The sequence below is a fragment of the Pyxidicoccus fallax genome (assembly GCF_012933655.1).
GTDB lineage: Bacteria > Myxococcota > Myxococcia > Myxococcales > Myxococcaceae > Myxococcus > Myxococcus fallax.
Genome location: NZ_JABBJJ010000047.1, coordinates 21,794 through 42,228, shown reverse-complemented (window position 1 = coordinate 42,228; position 20,435 = coordinate 21,794). Strand labels below are relative to the sequence as shown.

Below are 20,435 nucleotides of genomic sequence, written 5' to 3'. Positions count from 1 at the left end.
GCCCGCTCTTCCCTTCAGCGGAACAGCGGGCTCACGAAGTCGATGAAGGCTCGCAGCCTGGGCAGCCGCTCCCGCCCGGGCTGCCACAGCAGCCAGACGGAGCCCTGCTCCACCATGTGCTCGCGCAGCACGGGCACGAGCTTTCCGGACGCGAGCGCGGGCGTCGCCGCGACCTCGGGGACGCGGGCGATGCCCATTCCGTCCATGGCCACCATCATCACCGCCTCGAGGTGATTGAAGACGAGTGACTGCGGGACGCGCACCGGTGCGGCCTCCTGCGCCGTCGCGAAGGCCCAGGGCTCGATGCGCCCGGAGGGCAGCCGGCAGTGGATGCAGTCGTGCTCCGCGAGCTGCGAGGGCGTACGGGGGACGCCTCGCTTTCGGAGGTAGTCCGGCGAGGCGCAGAGCACGTGGCGGATGGGCGCGAGCCGCCGGGCCTTGAGCCGTGGGTCTCCGGGCTCGCCCATGCGGATGGCGACGTCGTAGGAGCCGGCGATGAGGTCGACGACAGCGTCCTCCAGTTCCAGCTCCAATTGCACCTCGGGGAACCGCTCGCGGAAGCGGCGCAACTGGGGGACGAGCACGCGCAGGCCGAGGATGGTGGTCGTCGTCACGCGCAGCCGGCCCCGGGGGCGGGTGAGGCTCTGGGAGATTTCGGCTTCGGCGTCGTTCACCTCGCCGAGGATGCGCACGCAGCGCTCGTAGTAGAGGGCGCCCTCCTGGGTGAGCGACACACGGCGCGTGGTCCGGTCCAGCAGCCGCACACCGAGCCGCTGCTCCAGTCGCGCCACGCTCTTGCTCACCGCCGATGCGGTGGTGCGCAGCTGGCGCGCCGCCCGCGTGAAGTTCCGCGTCTCCGCCACGCGGACGAACGTGGACATCGTCGTGAGGGTCTCCATGGAATGGGGATTTATGACATGGATGTCCAAGGTGTCATGCCGCGAGCCGGTCTACCGGACGCCACGCCACGCCCGTAGTCATGAGGCATGACGACACGAAACCCCTCCTCTCCTCCCGATGCGGTGTCCCGGCGCCAGGCCCTCGCGACTGGCGGCGCCGTGCTCGGAGCCGCGCTCTCGGCATGCGGCACCACCGGGGCACGGGCCGGCGGGCCCTCGCCCTCCGTGCCGGCCGCCGACACGAAGGCGTTCCGCTACCGCACCCTGGACATCCGTGGCCTCTCCATCTTCGTGCGAGAGGCCGGCGACCCGACCGCACCCACGCTCCTCTTGCTGCATGGCTTTCCCAGCTCGTCCTTCATGTACCGCGAGCTGATGGAGTCGCTGCGCGACGAGTTCCACGTCGTCGCTCCGGACTACCCCGGCTTCGGGCACAGCTCGGCGCCGAAGCGGGGCGAGTGGCCCTACACCTTCGACGCCATCGCGGACGTGGTGGAGGCGGTGACGGAGCGGCTCGGCCTGAAGCGGTATGCGCTGTACGTCCAGGACTACGGTTCGCCGGTGGGCTTCCGGCTGGCGACGCGGCACCCCGAGCGCATCACCGGCCTCATCACGCAGAACGGCAACGCGTATGAGCAGGGACTGACGCCGCTGTGGGCGCCCATCCGCGCGCTGTGGGCGGACCGGAACGACGCGGAGGCGGAGAAGGCCGTGCGCGGCGTCTTCACCCGCGAGTTCCGGAAGATGGAGCACTCGACGGGCATCCGCGACGCCGGCCGCGTCAGCCCCGATGACGCGCTCTTGAGCCAGTTGCTGCTGGAGCGGCCGGGCGTCGTCGACGTGCAGCTCGACCTGTTCTACGACTACCGCACCAACGTCGCGGCCTACCCCGCGTGGCAGGCGTACCTGCGCGAGCACCAGCCTCCGGTGCTCGCGGTATGGGGGCGCAACGACCTGGCCTTCGCACCGGAGGGTGCGCTGGCCTTCAAGCAGGACGTGCCCGGCGCGGAGGTGCACCTGCTCGACAGCGGGCACTTCGCCCTGGAGGACCACGGCGACGTCATCGCCGCCCACGTGCGCGGCTTCCTGCGCCGCCTCTCGCGCGCCTGAGCCGGCCGTCTGTCAGGGCGTGCTCCGCAGCACCTCGGCCTGGGTGATGCGGTCCAACCGGAAGGGGCGGCGCTCGGTGCCGCCCAGCTCGACGGCGTCGATGCGCGTCTCGTGCCGGTCCATGATGACGGACATGATGCGCACGTCGCGCGTCGTCTCCAGGAAGTTCGAGTCCACGTAGGTGATGCGCACCGGCTGCTGCTCGAACCACGCGCGCTCGATGGCCTCGCGCACGGGCTTCTTGCAGGGGAGCGCTGGCACGCCGAGGAACGTCAGCTCCTTGAGGCGCGTGAGCAGCTCGCGCTGCGCGGACGTGGACAGCGCGGCGCGCACCTTGTCGAGCGCGGACTCCAGCGTGTCGCTGAAGGGCAGAAGGCGCATGTCGATGGCGAAGCGCCCCAGCGCCACGATGAGCGCCGCCTCGCGCGCGGTGAAGTTCACCGGCGGCAGGCTGTAGCTCCGGTCCAGCGCGTAGCCACCTCCGCGTCCGCGCTCGGCGGCGAGCGGCATCGACGCGGCCCTCAGGGCATCCAGGTCCCGGTAGATGGTCCGCACGGTGACGCCGAAGCGCTCGGCGAGCGTCTCCGCGGTGACTCCCGTGCGGCGACCCCGGAGGTATTCGGCCAGGGCGAAGAGGCGCTCGGTTCGCTGCATGGTGGGCTGAAACCTGACATACCACTGTCAGGAGGGGGCCTCAATATGTGCATCTGCCCCCGTCCGCGCGCGCCCGGGGAGGGTCCGTCCGTCAGACCCGTGGAGTAGGACACGGTGGCGCGCTTGCATCGCGTCCATGGAGCGGCTTGCATCGTGAGCGTTCTCGACTGTCCCTTGCGGAGGGGCGCCAACCCCGTAGCCACCACCATGGCCAACCCGATGGAGGATGAGTGGCTGTGGGGATGGGACCCGGCACCGGGCATCGTCTCGGTGTGGGCGGAGCCCGACGGCCGCGCCTTCGTCTGGCGGCGGACGCGCGAGGGCGGCGGGCTGGTCCGGGAGGACGTGCGCTTCCGGCCGTGGCTGCTCCTGTCCTCGCTGGACGACCTGACGCACCTGGGGCCCCAACTCCGTCCCGAGCGGGAAGGCCCCGCCCCACGGCGTGTCACCTGGGAGGAATTGGAAGGTCCCGGAGCGCTTCGCTACCTCGTCCGTGCGGATGACGGGCGCGCGCTGGCGGCGGCCGTGCTGCACGGGGCCTCGCGGCGCCTGGGGCGGGCCCTCGGGCACGTGAGGGACCTGGACCCGAACACGGCGCTGTCGATGCCACCCGAGGAGCAGTACCTCATCGCCTCCGGGCGCACATACTTCAGGGACCTGCGCTTCGACGAACTGCGCCGCCTGCAGTTCGACCTGGAGACCACGGGGCTGGACCCGGAGAGGGATCGCATCTTCCTGGTGGCGCTCCGGGACCCGGACGGTGGGACGGAGGTGCTGGACGCGCGCGGTGGTGGCGACGCGGACGAGGCGGACCTCCTCCGGCGGCTGGTGGAGCGCATCCGCTTCCACGACCCGGACGTCATCGAGAACCACAACCTGCATGGCTTCGACCTGCCATTCCTCGCGCGCAGGGCGAAGCTGCTCGACGTGCCGCTCGGGATGGGCCGTGCCGGCGCGCCGGGCCTGCGGCAGCGCCCAGCCTCGCGAGGCGCCGCGGTGGGACGGACGCCGGGGCGCTCCGAGGCGATGCGCCGCGCGCGCTACACGGTGCCGGGGCGCGAGCTCATCGACACGATGGACGCAGTGCTGCGGCACGACTTCTCGGCGAGGGACCTACCCGGCCACGGGCTCAAGGTGGTGGCGCGGCACCTGGGCATCGCGGGGCCGGAGCGCGAGTACATCCCGGGCGCGAAGGTGTACGAGGTCTTCCAGAAGGACCCCGAGCGCGTGCGGCGCTACGCGAGCGACGACGTGAAGGAGGCCGCGGGCCTCGCGCACCTGCTGGGAGGGGCCGCCTTCGCGCTCGCGCGCATGGCGCCTCGCCGGTACGAGCGGCTCGCGGACGCGGGGCCGGCCACGGGGGTGCTGGACCCGCTGCTGGTGCGCGCGTACCTCCGGGCGGGGGCGGCGCTGCCGGCGCACGAGGAAGGGGACGGCACGTCGCACAGCGGCGCGGCGCTGCACCTGTTCGCCACCGGGGTGGCGCGGCACGTGGTGAAGGCGGACGTGGCGAGCCTGTATCCCTCGCTGATGCGGCAGTACCGCATCGGTCCGAAGCGGGACAGGCTGGGCGTGCTGCTGGCGCTGGTGGACCGGCTGGTGGACCAGCGGCTGGCGGCGAAGGCGAAGGCGAAGGCCGCGCCCGCGGGCTCGCCCGAGCGGCACACGCACGAGGCGCTCTCCGCGGCGATGAAGATTGTCGTCAACTCCGCCTATGGCTACCTGGGGGCGGTGGGGCTCACGCGCTTCTCGGACGTGCACGCGGCCAACGAGGTGACGCGGCGGGGGCGCGAGGTGCTGGCGCTCCTGTGCCGCGAGCTGGCGCGGCGGGGCGTCACCCTGCTGGAGGCGGACACGGACGGCGTGTACTTCGCGGTGCCGGAGGACTGGCGCGAGCTGGACGAGCGGCGCGTCGTCTCCGAGGTCGCCGCGCTGCTGCCCCCACGCGTGAAGCTGGAGTTCGACGGGCGCTATGCGGCGATGCTGTCGCACGAGCCGAAGAACTACGCGCTGCTGCCCTACCAGGGGCCGCTCATCCTGCGCGGGGTGGCGTTCCGCTCCAGCCGGGCGGAGCCCTTCGGCGAGGACTTCCTGCGCCGGGCGCTGACGTGCCTGCTGGCGGGGGACATCCCGGGCGTGCGCGACGCGTATGTGTCGACGGTGATGGCGCTGCGCAGGCGGCAGGTGCCCACCTTCGACGTGTCGTCGCGGGTCCGGTTGACCAAGACGCCGTCGCAGTACCTAGCCATCCGCGAGCGGCGGCGCGAGCTGCCATACGAGGCGATGCTGGCCGGCGGGCGGAAGGACTGGGCGCTGGGTGAGCGCGTGCGAGTCTACCGAGCGGTGGGCGGGCGCGCGGGCCTGCTGCCCGACCCGGAGGACGACGCCGAGGGCGTGCCTGGCAGTGACGCGCGCGACTACGACGTCGAGTACTACGTGCGGCTGCTGAAGGACACCTTCGCGGCCCGGCTGGTGCGCGCGCTGAAGCCGGAGGACTTCGCGACGGTGTTCGACGACCCGGGACAGCCGTCCCTCTTCGCGCCGCTCCTGACGAATGCACGGCCGGTGCTCACGGTGGTGCTCGACCCGAGGACGGTGGAGCCGGCTCCCGGGGAGGATGTCTCGCGGACGTCCTCTTCGTAGCCGGCCTGGGCGTGGATGGTGTCTGGCATTCGCGGTGGACTACCGTGAAGCCATGCACGTCGATTCGAAAGGCGGGGCTCCGCCGAAATCCGCGGGGAGGCTCCCGTTCTTCGGGGGTATCTTCTTCGGAGTGGTGATGGGCCTGCCCTTCTTCGGTCTGGTGGGCGGCGTGGTGTCCTACTTCATCGTGAAGAACGCGGAGCGGGAGGCGCGCCGGGACTGGGAGCTCGTTCCCGTCGCGGTCGCCGACCGCGAGCTGCTCGCCCGTGAGGTGGTGACGTTCGAGGACATCGCGCGGCGCTCCATTCCGGCCGCACTGCTCACTCCGTCCCTGATTCGCCCGGATGACGCGGGCCGGGCCATGAACCAGCAGCTCGTCGTCCCCGTGAAGGCCGGCGAGCCGTTGCGCTGGAGCTTCCTGGCCGAGGGCGAGCAGGGGGCCAGGCTCGAGATGCGCGCCATCACCGAGGAGTGCCAGCGCGCGTTCGACCTGCTGCCGAACGCCCCGAAGCCGGAACGCACCGTGGAGGAGATTCGTGAGCGGCTGCTGAGCGGGGGCTCGCGATGAGGCCCTTCATTCCTGGAACCCTGCTGGGGCTGCTGCTGAGCGCCCTGGTGGTGGGTGGCGCGATGGCGCTCTTTCTCCCGAAGAAGGTGCGGGACGCGCGATATGGCTGGGAGCCGAAGCCCGCGCTGGTCCTCCAGCGGGACGTGGCCGTGGGCGAGGTGCTTCGGGAGGAAGACCTCGCGGAGGTTTCCTATCCGGAGCAGTTCGTCCTGGAATCGTTCGTCCCGCCCTCCGAGCGCAAGGCCGTGCTGGGCCGGCCCGTGAGCCAGTTGCTACGGAAGGGGGACCTCCTGGGCTGGGTGGCCTTCGCCGACCGGGCCGCGCCTGAACGCATCCAGGCCTGCGTCGCCAGCGTGCGCGCCGCCTACAGCGAGGCCTACGCGCTCGCCAGGGAGGAGGCCCTGCGCGGCTTCACGCCACCGGAGGACGCGGGCGCATCCGCGCCGTCACCGGTGCCTTCCTTCCAGTTCGACGCGGATGGAAAGGCCGCCGTGGTGGTGCTGGCGCGAGACGTGGGGGAGGGGAGCCGGCTGACGAAGGACGTGCTGGAGGTGCGGCGGATGCCCCGGGCGCTGGTGACGCGAAGCCTGGTGCCGGCGGGAGCGCTGGAGCAGGTGGTGGGGGCCCTGGCCGTGGTTCAGATGCAAGCGGGAGATGCGCTCCGCTGGCAGTTCCTCGATGACCCGAGCCAGCCCCGCTCCCTGGGCGCCTGCCTGGTGCAGGTCAGCCAGGCCGCGACCCGACGGTGCGCGGACGTGCCGAGGCAGCGGGCCGAGGCCTTCTTCGCGGGCTCCCGGGAGGGCCGCTGACATGCGTCGACACGTACTGCTGATGCTGGCGTTGTTGCTGCCCACCATGCCGGGGGCTGGAGCGGGAGAGCCCGCGCGTCAGGCGAAGGTCACCGTGATGGTGGCCGTAAGGGACCTCGCCGTGGGAGAGATGGTGACCGAGGCGGACATCGCCGAGGTCCAGGTGGACCGGGAGTGGGTGACGACGTCCGTGGTCGGCGCGGAGGTACGTCAGTACATCGTCCTGCAGCGGGTGCTGCATCCCGTGCTGAAGGGGGACCTCTTCACCTGGAACCTGTTCGAGACCACGTGGGACTCGAAGCTTCGCGAGGGCTGCACACAGGCCGTGGGCACGTCGGGGACGGCGCTCGAACAGGTGTCACGGGCGCGGCAGGTCGTCCTCCAGAAGCAGCGGTGAATCACGGCCCGCCACGTAGCGCGGCTGACTCTCGGGCAGGAGGAGACGTCGTGCTTCCGATGTTCTTCAGGAGCTTGGGCGCGGTCCTGGTACTCGCCCTCACCGCCTGTGCTGGCTCCGAATCGGTGACACGAGGAGGGCCTTCCTCGTGGCATGGCTCGGTATTCCTGGGAGCACTGCCCGCCGAGAGTGGCCCACCCATGTGCGGGGGCCGAGCGGTTCCTCCGGGTTGGCCTGATGTGGAATCCAGCCACGAGGTGCTCGCCCCTTTCCTGGAATGTGCATCCCCCGCGGAGTTCATCGAACTGCAGTCCCGGGTGGACATGGCCCGACTGGTGGACGGATTGGACGACTGGTCCGCCGTCCGACTCGGCGCACTGGGCCCGCTGAGATCCGGAAGCAATGCCCTCAACCGCAAGCGCGCCGCCTTCCTTGTCTCGGCCACCCAGGAGTACGGCCTTGCTCGGGCAGAGGTGTTTGCTCTCTTCATCATCCACGCGGCGTTCACCGACGACCTGCATGAGGTCCTGGTGCTGCTGGCCGGGGACAAACGCCTGCATCAGACGCTGGGGCGGATGGGTGCAGCGCGCGAAGTGCTCCAGCGGAGAGGCGTGGACCTCGCGCGTTACGTCGACCGGGGTGAGCGTGCGAGCGACGTCATCCGAGGCCTGAGGGGTGCCGCGGAGGAAGCCCTCGCGACGAGTGAGCTACGCAGAGGGGCCGTTGCCCTGAAGTTCGATGCGCAGAGAGGCCAACTTCCACCTCCCTATCAACGAGCCCTCGATGTGCTGGCGCGAGAAGAGATGGCAGTGGCCTTCTCGCCCGGGAGCGTGACTCAGGGGGGCTTCGACGCGCTGACCTTTGGTGTTCCCCTGGGCTTCTACAACCTGGTGGCTGGCACCTGTCGCGGCGTGTACTCGCTCTCCCAGGGGGAATACGAACAGGCCACCCGCGAGCTGTCGGCAGCGGCCACGCTGGTGGTGTTGTACGCCGGCAGCAAGGCCGTGCGTTACGCCTCGGGCAGCACGGCAGGCACGAGCGCCAGCCGCACCTGGGCACGGCAACTGCGACTACCCGAGTTGAGGCTCGACAGGCTGACGGAGGTGGCGGAGCGGCTGGGAGAGCGGCTGGGCGGGGAAGGCATGCGTCAGCTGGCCCGGTACATCCAGGCCAGCCGAGAAGCAGCCATCCTCGTGTCCGAGGGAGGCGAAGCGGGCGCTCTGGCCCTGTACGAGGCCCGAGGCAATGCCGCCAGGGCCCAGGCCTGGATGGCGGAAGCGAAGCCGCCCAGGACGAGCCCCGTGCATTCGAAGCCTGGGGAGGGTGGCTCCCTCGCGAGCACGCCCATCCGAAACGTCCACCTCGCGGGGAAGAAGCATCCGGTGACCGGGATTCCGTTCGACGCCGAGGGCTACCCGGACTTCAGAGCTGCCGGAGTCGTCAGGGTCGAGGTCCAGATTGCCTACACGGGTTCAAGGGCAGGCGACTTCGCCGCCGCGAACAGGGCCGCGGGCTTGCGAGAGACTCCCAAGGGGATGACGTGGCACCACCATCAGGATCGAGCGACCATGCAACTGGTTCCCACGCACATTCATGCCAGGACGGGTCACACTGGCGGCTTCTCGGGAGGTGAGTGATGGCCACCCTGCTGCGGACCTCAGAAGGAGGCCCCCCACTGACCGACGAAACCCTCAGGTCCTTCGAGCGGAAGTACGCGCTGGTTCTTCCACGGACCTACCGGGAGTTCCTGCTCGCGACGAACGGCGGCCGCCCCGAGCGCGACCTGCTGAAGTTCGAGGGGCCCGCGGGAGCCTCGCCTTGTCGGATCCACTTGTTCTTCGGGCTGAATGACCCCATCGAGTCCTGCCGCCTCGATTGGAACCTCGAGGTGTTCAGGGAGCGCCTCTCGCCGCATCTCCTCCCCATCGCGACGACCGAGGGGGCTGACCTCATCTGCCTGGCGGTCACCGGAGAACAGGCGGGGATGCTCTTCTACTGGGATGGCTATGCGCGGGAGGGAGAGCGCGGGCTCTACTTCCTGGCGGGGGACTTTCCCTCGCTGCTCTCCGCGCTCCACGCCGATGAACTGTCGCCGCGCATCATCCGTGCGTGAGCCCGCGGCACAGCGACACGGGCCGCCTCGGAACACCGAGGCGGCTCCGGATTCGGCGTCGGAACTACCCGCCAGCGACGGCGCCCAGGATGTTGAGCACGATGCTGCCGACGATACAGCCGGTCCACGCCAGCATGATCTGCCGGTTGTCGTTCGCGTCCACGTTCATCCAGCCCCAGATGAACGTGTAGATGCCACAGAAGATGCCCAGGATGCCGTGCAGCGGGCCCTTCGCCTGGAACAGCTTGATGAGCACCATGATGAAGAAGATGAGGCTGGCCAGACTGATGAGCACGCTGAGCAGGCCGATGATCATTGCCATTGTGGTTTCTCCTGGGTGTTGACGTTGGGTTCAGCGGGTTGAGTCGATGAAGGCGGTACGGAAGAAGAGCAATCGCGTGAGCCAGTAGCCCACCAGGGTCACCAGCAGCAGGGCCGTCAGCCCCGTGCGCCGCTCGAAGCGGGCCACCGCCTCGATGCCCCGGCGGCGCGCCGCCTCCGGCAGCAGCGCCATCCCCGAGATGAGCACCAGCCCTCCCAGGATGACCGGCGCGAAGGCGTGGAGGTGCAGCGCGTCCCGCCACTGACCGTGCAGCAGCGCCGTGAGGGCCCGAGACAGCCCACAGCCCGGACACGGAATCCCCACCGCGCTCCGCACGACGCACGGCCACGCGGGCAGGTCGAAGCGCATCAGCACCAGGTGGACGAGGGCCGCGGCTCCAATCACCAGGCCCATCACACGGCGTTCCAGAACCTGGGCCAGGACGGGGGTGGTGAGGCGCGGAAGTGCTGCGGCAGGTCGGTTCATTCACCCACCCCCCCTCGGAGCAGGTGGTCCGCCCTTCGTATCACGCCCAATGTTCTATGTCGAACAGTCGCATGTATCAGGTGGGGTCAACCAAACCTGACATAAGGCTGTCACGACCGAGGCCTAGAACTCCCGGAGTCTCAACCACCGAAACCGACTCCGGAGAACCCGACATGAGCGAGAACACCCAGCAGACCCCGAGCCCCAGCAACGTGAAGACCTACGCGGGGAGCTGCCACTGCGGCGCCGTGCGCTTCGAGGCCGAGCTCGACCTCACCGGCCCGATGAACCGCTGCAACTGCACCATCTGCACCAAGATGGGGGGCGCGGGTCTCACCATCAAGCCGAGCGCCTTCCGCCTCGTGTCCGGCGAGGAGCACCTCGGCCGCTACGCGGTGGGAGACAGCCCCAACTACCGCAGCTTCTGCAAGCGCTGCGGCGTCCAGTGCTACGGCGCGGGTGACGTCCCGCAGCTCGGGGGCGCCTTCGCCTCCGTCAACATCAACACCCTGGACGGCATCGACCCGTCGAAGCTCACCTACCAGTACTGGGACGGGCGCCACGACAACTGGATGGCGGGCGCGCGCTCCACGCCCTGGCCCGTGTAGAGAAGGTGTCGCGTTTTTCCAATCCCCACCCCGGGCTCCGGGCGTATCGAGCGGCGACCATGACGAAGCGAGCGAGCGGACCTTTCGACGTCAAGCTGACTCCCATGCCCCCGGACCCGGGCGCTGCCGACAGCGGCATCGGGCGGATGAGCCTCGACAAGCGCTTCCACGGAGACCTGGACGGAACGAGCCTGGGGCAGATGCTCGCCGTGCGGACGCCCGTCGAGGGCTCGGCGGGGTACGTGGCCATGGAGCGCGTCACCGGGACGCTGGGGGGCCGCTCCGGCACCTTCGCCCTGCAGCACTCGGGCACGATGACGCGGGGCGCGCAGCAGCTCGCCCTCACCGTCGTCCCGGACTCCGCCACCGGGCAGTTGGAGGGGCTCGCCGGCTCGATGCGCATCATCATCGCGGGCGGGAAGCACTCGTACGAGTTCGACTACACACTCCCGGACTGACGGGTGACGCCGCGGGCGGCGGTGTGGCAGGCTCGTCCGCGCCTGGGGGCCGGCAGGTTCGATGTCGAGGGGTGTCACCATGTCCCGCCGCCGCCAGCTCCGCCGAACGCTCTCCCGTTTGTTGCTCCTCGCGCCCGTCACCACCCTGGGCGCCGGGTGCGATTACACGGGGTGCGATGGAAAGAACACCCACCAGGAAACCTTCGTCATCGCGGACCTCCGCTCGAGTGACGGAGGCACGCCCCCGGCGGGGGCCTCCTGCGAGGAGTTGTGTGCCACGGTGGGGGGCTCGGCCCCGTGCTCGCTGGTGCGGTCCGATGGGGGCGTCACCGCCGACCAGGTGAAGTGCGAGGTGAGCTACCTCTGCGAGGGACGGCGCCCCGAGGGCCTGTGCAGCGATGGCGCGGTGGCGGGGCAGGTGCCCATGCTGGGCGCGCTCTTCGCGAAGATGGCGCACCTGGAGGCCGCGTCCGTGCCGGCCTTCGAGCGGCTCGCGGAGGAGCTGGCCGCGCACGGCGCCCCCCACCGGCTGGTGCGGGCGGCACGGCGTGCGGCGCGGGAGGAGGTGCGCCACGCACGGGCCATGCAGTCCCTGGCCGCGCGCCACGGAGCGCCGATGCCCGAGGTGTCGGTGGCGCCCTTCACCGCGCGTTCGCTGGAGGCGCTCGCCCTGGAGAACGCCGTGGAGGGCTGCGTGCGCGAGACGTTCGGCGCGCTGCTCGCTGGGTGGCAGGCGCGCCGCGCGGGGGATGTCGCCGTGCGGGAGGCGCTGGCCACCATCGCCCCGGACGAGCTGCGGCACGCGGAGCTGTCATGGGCCATCCACGCGTGGGCGCTGGACCGCCTCGCCCCCGAGGCGCGGGCGCGCGTGGAGGAGGCCCAGCGTGAGGCGTGGCTCGCGCTGGAGCGGGAGAGCGCGGAGAGCCGGCTGCCGGAGCACGTCGCTCGCGAGGCGGGACTGCCGGCGCCCGACGTGGCCCTCCAGCTCGTGCGGGAGCTCGCGCGCTCCCTGGCCGCCGGCGGGACGGCCCGGGCATGATGCGGGGATGACCTCCTCCGCTCGGACACCTCGAGGCAAGACGTCGAAGTCTCCGTCCCTGGCCGAGGCCGTGGCCCTCGGCGAGTGGCCCCACGTGCTCACCGCGCTGCTGGAGGCATGGCGCGCGGCCCCGAATCGCGAGCTGGCGGACCGTGTGGTCGCGGTGGGCGCGCGGCTGGCGGGAGGCGGGCCGCTGCCCGGCGCGTGGGAGGACGTCGCGAAGACGCCAGACCCCACGGTGCTGTCGGCCCTGCTGGACACGCTCACCGACAAGGGCTCGGTCAAGGCCCGCGCGCGGCTGGAGGCGCTGGAGGCATGGCCGGAGGACCCCCGCATCGACCGCTGGGTCGCGGACCGCTATGCGGACCCGCCCTTCACCAGCACGGGCGCCCGTCCGTTCTGGACCCGGCTGGCGCCACTGGCCCGCCGCATCCGGGACACCCGGGCCGCCCAGACGCTCGTGAAGGCGCGCGGCGGCTACGACGCCGACATTCCCTACGAGGCCTTCCTCGCCGGGCACGTGGACCGCATCCGGTCCCAGCTCGACGCCGCCATCGACGTGGAGCTGTCCGCCGAGCACCAGGACGCGCTCGCCGCGGTGGACGAGGCGCTGCGCGCGCAGTCCGAGGCCGAGAAGCCCGCGCGGGCGGAAGACGCGGAGGCGCTCCTCGCGCGGGTGCTCGAGACGCCGGAGGATGACGAGGCGCGCGCCGTGCTCGCGGACGTGCTGCTGGAGGCGGGCCACCCGCGAGGAGAGCTCATCACGCTCCAGCTCGAGGCGACCCGGCGCCCGCTCACGCCGGCCGAGGTCAAACGGGAGCGACAGCTTCTGAAGACGGCGCGCAAGGAGCTGCTCGGCCCGCTGGAGGCGGTGCTGAAGCCGGACTGCGTCTTCTCGCGAGGCTTCCTCTCGCGCGCGGCGCTGAAGCAGGGCAACTCGCGCGCGCTGGAGAGCGCCATCGAGAAGGTCGCCGGCCATCCACTCTGGGCGACGGTCGAGCACCTGGAAGGCGGTGGCGATTACGACATCACCACGCATCCCGTCATGAAGTCACTGCGCTCGCTCACCCACAGCAACGTCGGCTGGGAGGAGCTCGCCCGACTGCCCCGACTCGAGGTGCTCGTCGAGCGCGGTACGAGCGCGAACAGGCTCCAGCTCGCCCGGTCGAAGACGGCTTTTCCGAAGCTCCGCGAGCTCGATCTGCCGTGCTTCTTCCAGCATGCACGAGAGCTGCTGGAGTCCCCCCTCGTCGCGCGCCTGGAGCGGTTCCATCTCCGGGTGGACGTTCCCGACTATGACCCCGCCCATGCGGAAGAGGCCCTGGCCCTCCTGGCGCTCGTGCCCACGCTGAAGGTCCCCGACCTCACCCTCCGCATGGTCCGCCACCACGTCATGGACTGGAGCAGCGGCTTCCGCTTCATGCGCGACCCGGCGGGCAGGCTCTCGGTCCGCGTCTTCACCACGGAGATACACGAGCGCTACGAGGAGCTCGTGCAGGCCGACGTCCTGCGCGGTCTCGACCACGTCGCGAAGCTCCAGCCGGCGAGCCTCGTGGTGGCGCACCAGCTGCGAACCGGGCTGCGCGAGGCAGTCGAGCAGCGAGCGCTCGCCCTCGGGGCCACGCTGGAGAACGACTGACCCCCTGCGCGGCGCGCGCTGCCTGCGAATCGTCAACTGCAGCATGCTCTTCTACGCCTTTGGGACCGTCCTTCCGCACGCCTTCAATGGCGTCGGGGACACCACCACGCCCACGCTCCTCAACCTCGTCTGCTCGTGGATGCTGCAAGTGCCCCTGGCATATGTCCTCTGCGTGCCGCTGGGGGCTCGGCGTGGCGGGCGCCTTCATCGCCATCGGCGACTGCGTGCTCGGGACGCTGAGCGCCGCGTTCTTCCGGCGTGGCCGCTGGAAGACACGGCGGCTCTGAACAGCTTTCTCAGAGAGAGTGATTCTCAGAGAGAGTGATTCGACGGGTCATTCCGCACACGCCGCGGCACCGGGTCCCGGACACCACGCTGCCCCGAGGTGGCATTCCTGCCTCGCGGGCTTGATGGCACTTCTCTCCGTGACGATTCATTGCCCGGGCGCGCAGAGGCCACCGAGCCGAGGCATCCGCGCACGAGACACCCACACGGCAGGCGTGATTCGAGCCCGTATGGGCCGCGCGCCCGCGAACGCAGTGCCAGGACAGAAGGACGGGCGTGGCCATGACGGGGACCGATCGCGTAGGCATTGCAATCGTGGGCGTGGGGGGCGCGGTGGCGACCACCGCCATCGCGGGGATGGAGCTGCTCACCGAGCACTCGCTGCCGGAGCAGCACCGCCGCCTGATGGGATGGCTGGGCGCCGGAGGTGTGCGGCCCGTCGCCGGCAACGAGCTGTTCCGGGGCTGAGCCATGACGACGCGAGGGGTGGAAGGAGTCCCGAGCGGGCTGTCCGGGCTGCGCCCGCTGCTGGGCGAGCGGATGGACCTCGAGCGGGTGCGCACGCCCGACCCGCCGGACGGACTGGCGGCACACGGCTTCCGACGGGCCTGGGCGGCGCTCATCGCGGGTGTCGAGCCCGAGGCCCTGGCGCTGCGAGAGACGGCGCTCGCGCTGGTGGCGGTGCGGCTGGGCGGCATCGACGCGAAGGTGCCACGCCGCCTGAGCGCCGCCGTGGCGCCGCGCGGATGAGGACTGGACGCAGCCCCCGCTCCGGCGGGGGCGGAACCTCCTGCGGGAAGAGGTGCACCCATGATGCGAGTGTTGGAAGGCTCCCGGCGGCGACTCGGCTGGGGCCTCGTGGGTTGTGGCGGGGTGGCGCGCGACTACGTGCTGCCGGCGCTGCTGGAGGCGGGCAACGCGCGGCTGGTGGCGCTGTGCGACTCGGACGCGGAGGCGCTCGCGCGCGCGCCCGGTGACGGCGTGGCCCGCTTCACGCGCCTGGAGGACTTGCTGGCCCACCCGGAGGTGGAGGCCATCTACGTGGCCACGCCCAACCACCTGCACGCGCCGGTGACGGTGGCGTGCGCCGCCGCGGGCAAGCACGTGCTGTGCGAGATGCCCATGGCCATCCACCCCGAGGAGGGCGCCCGCATGGTGGAGGCCTGCCGGCGCGCGGGCGTCCACTACGCCACCGCTTTCGACCAGCGCCACCACGCCGCCCACCGGAAGCTGCGCACGCTCGTGCGGGAAGGAGCGCTCGGCATCGTCACCCAGGCGCGCATCCACTACGCCTGCTGGCTGCCGCGCGAGGGGGCGCCGCGCAACTGGCGCATCGACCCGCGTCAGGCGGGCGGCGGCGCGATGATCAACCTGGCGCCTCACGGGCTCGACCTGCTGGAGGTCCTGCTGGACGACGAGTGGACCTCGCTCACCGCGCTGATGCAGCGGCGCGTGCACGACTACCCCGTGGATGACGGCGCCATCCTGATGGGGAAGTTCCGGAGCGGGGCGCTGGGCGTGCTCCAGGTGGCCTACAACTGCCCGGACACGTACCCGCGGCGCACGCTGGAGCTCATCGGCACGCGGGCCCGCGCGATGGCCTACAGGACGATGGGTCAGACGCCCGGGGGCACGCTGACGCTCACGGACGCGGCCACCGGCGCGATGACGGCGGTGCCTCTCTCCGAGCAGGAGGAGCGCAGCCCCTTCCTCCATCAAGCCGAGGTCTTCTCCGCCTGCGTGCTGGAGGGCCGCCCCCAGCCCTTCGCGCCGGAGCGGGACGTGCGCCTGCTCACCTTGCTGAGCAGGGCCTGTGATTCGCGCTCCCGGGAGGCTCCGTCATGCCGCTGACGCGCTACGCCTGCGGCAACCGCGGCTTTCGAGAACGTCTTCCCCCCTTCGAGTTCGCCCGGGGCGTCACGCGCGCCCACGCGCTGGCGCTGTTCGACCGGCTGCTCGCGGGCATGCCCCATACCCGTCCCGTCCCCATGGAGGAGCTGTCATGAGCTTGAGCACAGCACGAGAGGCCTATGCCCGGGCCATGCCCCCCGGAGAGCTGCTGCTGTTCCGGGACGATGCCATCGACCGGGTAGGCATCCCCATCGTCGCCTCCAGCCTGCGCATGAAGGACGGCCCGTGGATGACCTCCCACGGCTACGGCGCCACCGAGGATGAAGCCATGGTGAGCGCCATCGGCGGGCTGGCCGAGGAGGTTTTCGCCGAGACGAACCTGCGCACCCTGCCGCGCGTCCACGGCAGCTACCGCGCGCTGGTGCGCGGCCGGGGTCCGTCCGGCGTGGTGGACCCGCTCACGCTGTGCCTGCCGGCGGGCAGCCCCTACCACCCGGACCTGCCGCTCACCTGGGTGGAAGTGGAGCGGCTCTCCACGGGCGAGCGGGTGCTGATGCCCGAGGAGTACGTCGCCATCCATCCCGGCCAGCTACAGGGCCGCTCGCCGCTCATCCTCCCCATCACCAACGGGCAGGGGGCGGGGCTGAGCCGGCCGCAGGCCCTGGCGCATGCGCTGCTGGAGCTGCTCCAGCGCGACGGCAACAGCGTGCGCTTCCGCGCCATGGACCAGGGCGTGGTGCTGGACCTGGAGGGCGCGGAGCTGTCGCTCACCCTCAAGACGCTGCTGGCGCAGTACCGCCGCCTGGGCATCGACATCATCCCCAAGCTGGCCTCCACCGAGTTCGGCCTGGTGAACCTGTACGTGGTGGCCAACGACCCGGACGTGGGCCGCCAGTCGCTGATGGTGACGGCCTGCGGCGAGGCGGCGGACCCGGACCGCGACCGCGCCCTGCGCAAGGCCCTGCTGGAGTACGCGGGCTCCCGGGCTCGCAAGGCCTTCATGCACGGCCCCCTGGACGAGGTGGCCCGTGTCGCGCCCCCGGGCTACCTGGAGCGCTTCCTGCCCCACGTGCACCCGGAGCGCGAAGAGGAGCGCGCCCTGCGCGGCATGGCCGAGTGGGCCAGCATGTCCGCGGAGGCGCTGCGCGCGCTGACGGCCGTCACCGTGCAGTGCCGCCGCAAGGTGCGCCTCTCTGAGCTGCCGCGCGCGCAGGTCGCCGAGGAGCCCGCCACCCGCTGCCAGCAGGTGGTGGCCTGGCTGCACGCGGCCGGCTTCGACGTCCTCGTCGCCGACCTGTCCCCGGCGGACCACTCCATCCATGTCGTGAAGGCCATCGTCCCCGGGCTGGAGGTGGAGACGATGACCCATGACCGCATCGGCGAGCGGAACGTCGCGCGGCTGATGTCGATGGGAGAGCCGCTGGCCGGGCTGGGCACACCGCCCGCCGGAGCCCTGCCGGTGCGCCTCACGCAGGAAGCCAAGGCGCGCCTGGGCGGGCCGGCCTGGTTCGACGCGCCCCTGGCCGCCAGGAGGGTGGGGCGCCTGTATCCGCTCTATCGCGAGCCGGGACGGCACAGCGTCCAGCAGGTGCTGCACGGCCGCCGCTTCGGGGGAGGTCTGTCATGACGCTGCGCTTCGCGTACAACACCAACGGGGTGGCCCACCACCGCTTCATGGACGCGCTGCGGCTCATCGCCGACAGCGGCTACGACGGCGTGGCCCTCACGCTGGACGCTCACCACTTCGACCCCTTCGCGCCCCACCTGCCGCGCCGCGCGGGGGAGCTCGCGGGGCTGTTGGAGCGGCTCGAGCTGGGGCTCGTCGTGAAGACGGGCGCGCGCTTCCTGCTGGAGTCCCGGGCCGAGTACGAGCCCACGCTCATCAGCCCGGAGCCGGAGGGCCGCCTGCGGCGGCTCGACTTCCTGCGGCGGGCCGTGGACATCTGCGCCATCTGCCGGGGCGAGGCGGTGTCCTTCTGGGCCGGCGTGCCCCGGCCCGGAGTGGACGCGGAAGCCGCGTGGTGCTGGCTGGTGGACGGCGTGGCGCGGCTGTCGGACTACGCGGCCGCGCGCGGGGTGGTGCTCGCGGTGGAGCCGGAGCCGGGCATGCGCGTGGAGACGGTGGATGACTGGTGCCGGCTCCAGGAGGAGGTGGCGAAGCGGGGCGCGGCTCCCATCCGACTGGCGCTGGACGTGGGGCACCTGATGGTGACGCAGGAGCGGGCGCCCGCGGACGCGGTCCGCGAGTTCGCCCCGTCGCTGGGCACCGTGGCGCTGGAGGACATGAAGCGCGGCGTGCACGAGCACCTGCCCTTCGGAGAGGGCGAGCTGGATGTGCCCTCGGTGCTCCAGGCGCTGGGGGAGATTCGCCACGGCGGGCTCGTCTGTGTCGAGCTTCCGCGTGACTCGCACCGCGCGCACACGCTGGTGCCCGCGGCGCTGGAGTGGCTGCGGGCCCGCCTGCCCTCGGGCACGGGAGTGGCGGCATGAGCGCCAACACGCTGCGCATCTGCTTCATCTCCCGGCGCGACTTCCCGGCCGTGTCCGGGATGAGCGTCTACGCGTACAACCTGGTGCGGGAGCTGGCGGACCGCGGCCACGACGTGACGATGGTCAGCCAGTACCGCAACGACAGGGCCGGCGCCGCCGTGTACGGAGGCGGCCTGCCGCCGGGCATCTCCCGCGCCACGGTGGTGGGCCGCGAGTCGCTGGGCGAGCAGCGCGTCAACGACGGCCTGCCCGCCAGCTTCGAGCAGGACATCGAGGACCTCGTCGCCACGGTGGAGCGGGAGCACCGCCGCGAGCCCTTCTCGCTCATCCATGCGCAGTACGGCTACCCGTGCGGACTGGCGGCCCTGGAGGCGAGCCGGCGGCTGGGGCTGCCCAACGTGGTGTCCCTCCAGGGAGGAGACGGGCACCCGGTGGGCACGTGCTGCGGCACCCACAAGCAGGCCATGCTGGCGGTGCTCGGCCACGCGGGGGCGCTGCTGATTGGCAGCCGCTCCTTCGCGGAGGAGGTGCGGGGCCACCACGGCACGCCGCTGGAGCGCTTCACCGTGGTGCCCGGCGCCACCGACACGCGCCGCTTCCATCCACGCGACGAGTCGAGGCTGGGGCAGCTGGGGCGCCCGCCGGTGCTGCTGTACCACGGGCGCGTGGACGCGCGGAAAGGCGTGCTGGAGCTGCTGGACGCGGTGCGGCTGCTGAGACGGGAGGGACGCGCGCTGAAGCTGGTGCTCTCCGGCATCGGTCCGGACGTGGACGCGGTGCGCGCCCGGGTGGCCGGGTACGAGCTGGAGGACGTCGTCGAGCTCACCGGCCACACCTCGTACGAGGAGGCGCCAGAGGTGTACCGGCGCGGCGACATCCTCGTCTCGCCCATGTCCGCGGAGGGCTGCTCCCACACGATTCTGGAGGCCATGGCCACGGGGCTGCTCATCGTCTCCACGCGCGCGGTGGGCGAGGTGGACTGCCTGGAGGACGGGCGCAACGCGCTGCGGGTGCCGCCCCAGGACGCCCATTCGCTGGCCGGGGCCATTGCCCGGCTGCTGGACGACCCGGGGCTGCGCGAGCGGCTGGCGCGCACCGCGCTGGCCGAGGTGCGGGAGCGGTACTCGTGGCGGACGGTGGGCGGGCAGATTCAGCGCGTGTACGAGCAGCTCGTGGGCACCGCGCCCGACACGCGGTGGACCCGGGTGTACGACCCGGACACCACCGTGGCCACGGCCGACCTGTCCTGCCGCTTCCGGAAAGCGCCCCACCTGTTATGAGCATCGCGCTCTTCCTGTCTCCCCACCTGGACGACGTGGCCTTCTCCTGCGGAGGCACGCTGGCCCGGCTGAAGGCCCGGGGGTGGAAGGTGGCCCTCGTGACAGTCTTCACGCGCTCGGTGCCGGAGCCCACGGGCTTCGCGCTGGCGTGCCAGACGGACAAGGGGCTGGGCCCGGAGGTGGACTACATGGCGCTGCGCCGACAGGAGGACCGGGACTTCGCGGTGCACATGGAGGTGGACTGGCTGGCCTGGGCCGGGCTGCCCGAAGCGCCCCACCGGGGGTACAGCAGCGCCGCGGAGCTCTTCGCACCTCCGCAGGAGGACGACGCGATTGTCGGGACAGCGAGGCGGCGGCTCATGCCGCTGTTGACCGAGCTGCGGCCGGAGCTGGTGCTGGCACCGCAGGCCCTGGGCGGCCACGTGGACCATGTCCAGGTGGTCCGGCTGATGGCCTCGATGGACGGATGGGCCGCGCGCACCCTGTGGTACCGGGACACGCCGTACGCGGTGCGACAGCCCGGAGCCCGGCCGGACCCGGTGCTGCCGGGAGACCTCCGGCCGCTGGCCATGAACGTGACGGAGGTACTGCCGCGCAAGGTGGCCGGGTGCGGCTGCTACCGGAGTCAGCTGGGCTTCCAGTTCGGAGGGGCTCGGGACGTGGGCCCCACGCTGGAGACCTTCCACCGGCGCGAAGCCGCGGCCCACGGTCTCTCGGGTCACGCGGAGGTGTTCCTCGCGGGCGCCACGCTCGACCCGGCGCTACGCCGGGAGTTCTCCTGACG

24 protein-coding genes are annotated in these 20,435 nt (G+C 71.5%); 20 read left to right on the top strand and 4 right to left on the bottom strand.

What is annotated here, in order from left to right:
* Positions 1-14: 14 nt before the first annotated feature.
* Positions 15-881, bottom strand: coding sequence for a LysR family transcriptional regulator (locus tag HG543_RS13070; RefSeq protein WP_211193899.1), 867 nt, complete (start codon positions 879-881; stop codon positions 15-17).
* Between the two features lie 105 nt (positions 882-986).
* Here HG543_RS13070 and HG543_RS13065 point away from each other — a divergent pair, with 105 nt between their 5' ends.
* Positions 987-2,009 (top strand): alpha/beta fold hydrolase, encoded by a 1,023-nt coding sequence (locus HG543_RS13065; protein WP_169345064.1) that lies wholly within the window; start codon positions 987-989, stop codon positions 2,007-2,009.
* 12 nt (positions 2,010-2,021) lie between these two features.
* On the opposite strand, the gene HG543_RS13060 is transcribed toward HG543_RS13065, so the two are convergent.
* Complete coding sequence (locus HG543_RS13060) at positions 2,022-2,663, bottom strand: helix-turn-helix transcriptional regulator (RefSeq protein WP_169345063.1); 642 nt, start codon at positions 2,661-2,663, stop codon at positions 2,022-2,024.
* Between the two features lie 219 nt (positions 2,664-2,882).
* Here HG543_RS13060 and HG543_RS13055 point away from each other — a divergent pair, with 219 nt between their 5' ends.
* The 6 genes from HG543_RS13055 (at position 2,883) to HG543_RS13030 (ending at position 9,193) form a co-directional block, all read left to right on the top strand.
* The gene (locus HG543_RS13055; protein ID WP_171817773.1) at positions 2,883-5,306 is read left to right on the top strand and encodes a DNA polymerase domain-containing protein; all 2,424 of its coding nucleotides are present in this window, start codon (positions 2,883-2,885) and stop codon (positions 5,304-5,306) included.
* Positions 5,307-5,442: 136 nt separating this feature from the next.
* Entirely contained in the window at positions 5,443-5,874 is a 432-nt protein-coding gene (locus HG543_RS13050; RefSeq protein WP_169345062.1) for a CpaB family protein, read from the top strand.
* Positions 5,871-6,683: an SAF domain-containing protein gene (locus tag HG543_RS13045; RefSeq protein ID WP_169345061.1), complete on the top strand. Its 813-nt coding sequence runs from the start codon at positions 5,871-5,873 to the stop codon at positions 6,681-6,683. The genes HG543_RS13050 and HG543_RS13045 overlap by 4 nt, the downstream gene beginning before the upstream one ends.
* A gap of 1 nt (position 6,684) precedes the next feature.
* Entirely contained in the window at positions 6,685-7,080 is a 396-nt protein-coding gene (locus tag HG543_RS13040; protein ID WP_169345060.1) for a CpaB family protein, read from the top strand.
* A gap of 239 nt (positions 7,081-7,319) precedes the next feature.
* A complete protein-coding gene (locus HG543_RS56780) occupies positions 7,320-8,717 on the top strand; it encodes an HNH endonuclease (protein WP_211193898.1) in 1,398 nt (465 codons plus the stop codon).
* Positions 8,717-9,193, top strand: a complete 477-nt coding sequence (locus tag HG543_RS13030; protein WP_169345059.1) for an SMI1/KNR4 family protein — start codon at positions 8,717-8,719, stop codon at positions 9,191-9,193. The genes HG543_RS56780 and HG543_RS13030 overlap by 1 nt, the downstream gene beginning before the upstream one ends.
* 64 nt (positions 9,194-9,257) lie before the next feature.
* On the opposite strand, the gene HG543_RS13025 is transcribed toward HG543_RS13030, so the two are convergent.
* Positions 9,258-9,515, bottom strand: coding sequence for a hypothetical protein (locus HG543_RS13025; protein WP_169345058.1), 258 nt, complete (start codon positions 9,513-9,515; stop codon positions 9,258-9,260).
* Between the two features lie 30 nt (positions 9,516-9,545).
* Positions 9,546-10,001 (bottom strand): DUF2752 domain-containing protein, encoded by a 456-nt coding sequence (locus HG543_RS13020; protein WP_169345057.1) that lies wholly within the window; start codon positions 9,999-10,001, stop codon positions 9,546-9,548.
* A gap of 173 nt (positions 10,002-10,174) precedes the next feature.
* Between HG543_RS13020 and HG543_RS13015 the strand changes: the two genes are divergently transcribed.
* The 13 genes from HG543_RS13015 (at position 10,175) to HG543_RS12960 (ending at position 20,433) form a co-directional block, all read left to right on the top strand.
* Positions 10,175-10,609, top strand: a complete 435-nt coding sequence (locus HG543_RS13015) for a GFA family protein (RefSeq protein WP_169345056.1) — start codon at positions 10,175-10,177, stop codon at positions 10,607-10,609.
* A 59-nt stretch (positions 10,610-10,668) separates the two neighbouring features.
* The gene (locus HG543_RS13010; protein WP_169345055.1) at positions 10,669-11,067 is read left to right on the top strand and encodes a DUF3224 domain-containing protein; all 399 of its coding nucleotides are present in this window, start codon (positions 10,669-10,671) and stop codon (positions 11,065-11,067) included.
* 79 nt (positions 11,068-11,146) lie between these two features.
* Positions 11,147-12,106, top strand: a complete 960-nt coding sequence (locus HG543_RS13005) for a hypothetical protein (protein ID WP_169345054.1) — start codon at positions 11,147-11,149, stop codon at positions 12,104-12,106.
* A gap of 7 nt (positions 12,107-12,113) precedes the next feature.
* Positions 12,114-13,745 carry a TIGR02996 domain-containing protein gene (locus HG543_RS13000; protein WP_169345053.1) on the top strand — a complete coding sequence of 544 codons (1,632 nt, stop codon included), beginning with the start codon at positions 12,114-12,116 and terminating at the stop codon, positions 13,743-13,745.
* A 161-nt stretch (positions 13,746-13,906) separates the two neighbouring features.
* The gene (locus HG543_RS56270) at positions 13,907-14,032 is read left to right on the top strand and encodes a hypothetical protein (RefSeq protein ID WP_281404397.1); all 126 of its coding nucleotides are present in this window, start codon (positions 13,907-13,909) and stop codon (positions 14,030-14,032) included.
* A 280-nt stretch (positions 14,033-14,312) separates the two neighbouring features.
* A complete protein-coding gene (locus tag HG543_RS12995) occupies positions 14,313-14,498 on the top strand; it encodes a hypothetical protein (RefSeq protein ID WP_169345028.1) in 186 nt (61 codons plus the stop codon).
* 3 nt (positions 14,499-14,501) lie between these two features.
* Positions 14,502-14,780, top strand: coding sequence for a hypothetical protein (locus HG543_RS12990; protein ID WP_246356981.1), 279 nt, complete (start codon positions 14,502-14,504; stop codon positions 14,778-14,780).
* Positions 14,781-14,840: 60 nt separating this feature from the next.
* On the top strand, positions 14,841-15,881 hold the full coding sequence (locus HG543_RS12985; RefSeq protein ID WP_246356980.1) for a Gfo/Idh/MocA family protein: 1,041 nt from the start codon (positions 14,841-14,843) through the stop codon (positions 15,879-15,881).
* On the top strand, positions 15,872-16,036 hold the full coding sequence (locus HG543_RS12980) for a hypothetical protein (RefSeq protein ID WP_169345027.1): 165 nt from the start codon (positions 15,872-15,874) through the stop codon (positions 16,034-16,036). The genes HG543_RS12985 and HG543_RS12980 overlap by 10 nt, the downstream gene beginning before the upstream one ends.
* Entirely contained in the window at positions 16,033-17,508 is a 1,476-nt protein-coding gene (locus HG543_RS12975) for a YcaO-like family protein (RefSeq protein ID WP_169345052.1), read from the top strand. Before HG543_RS12980 ends, HG543_RS12975 begins: the two co-directional genes overlap by 4 nt.
* Positions 17,505-18,371: a sugar phosphate isomerase/epimerase family protein gene (locus tag HG543_RS12970; RefSeq protein ID WP_169345051.1), complete on the top strand. Its 867-nt coding sequence runs from the start codon at positions 17,505-17,507 to the stop codon at positions 18,369-18,371. The genes HG543_RS12975 and HG543_RS12970 overlap by 4 nt, the downstream gene beginning before the upstream one ends.
* Positions 18,368-19,651: a glycosyltransferase family 4 protein gene (locus HG543_RS12965; RefSeq protein ID WP_169345050.1), complete on the top strand. Its 1,284-nt coding sequence runs from the start codon at positions 18,368-18,370 to the stop codon at positions 19,649-19,651. The genes HG543_RS12970 and HG543_RS12965 overlap by 4 nt, the downstream gene beginning before the upstream one ends.
* A complete protein-coding gene (locus HG543_RS12960) occupies positions 19,648-20,433 on the top strand; it encodes a PIG-L deacetylase family protein (RefSeq protein WP_169345049.1) in 786 nt (261 codons plus the stop codon). The genes HG543_RS12965 and HG543_RS12960 overlap by 4 nt, the downstream gene beginning before the upstream one ends.
* Positions 20,434-20,435: the final 2 nt, after the last annotated feature.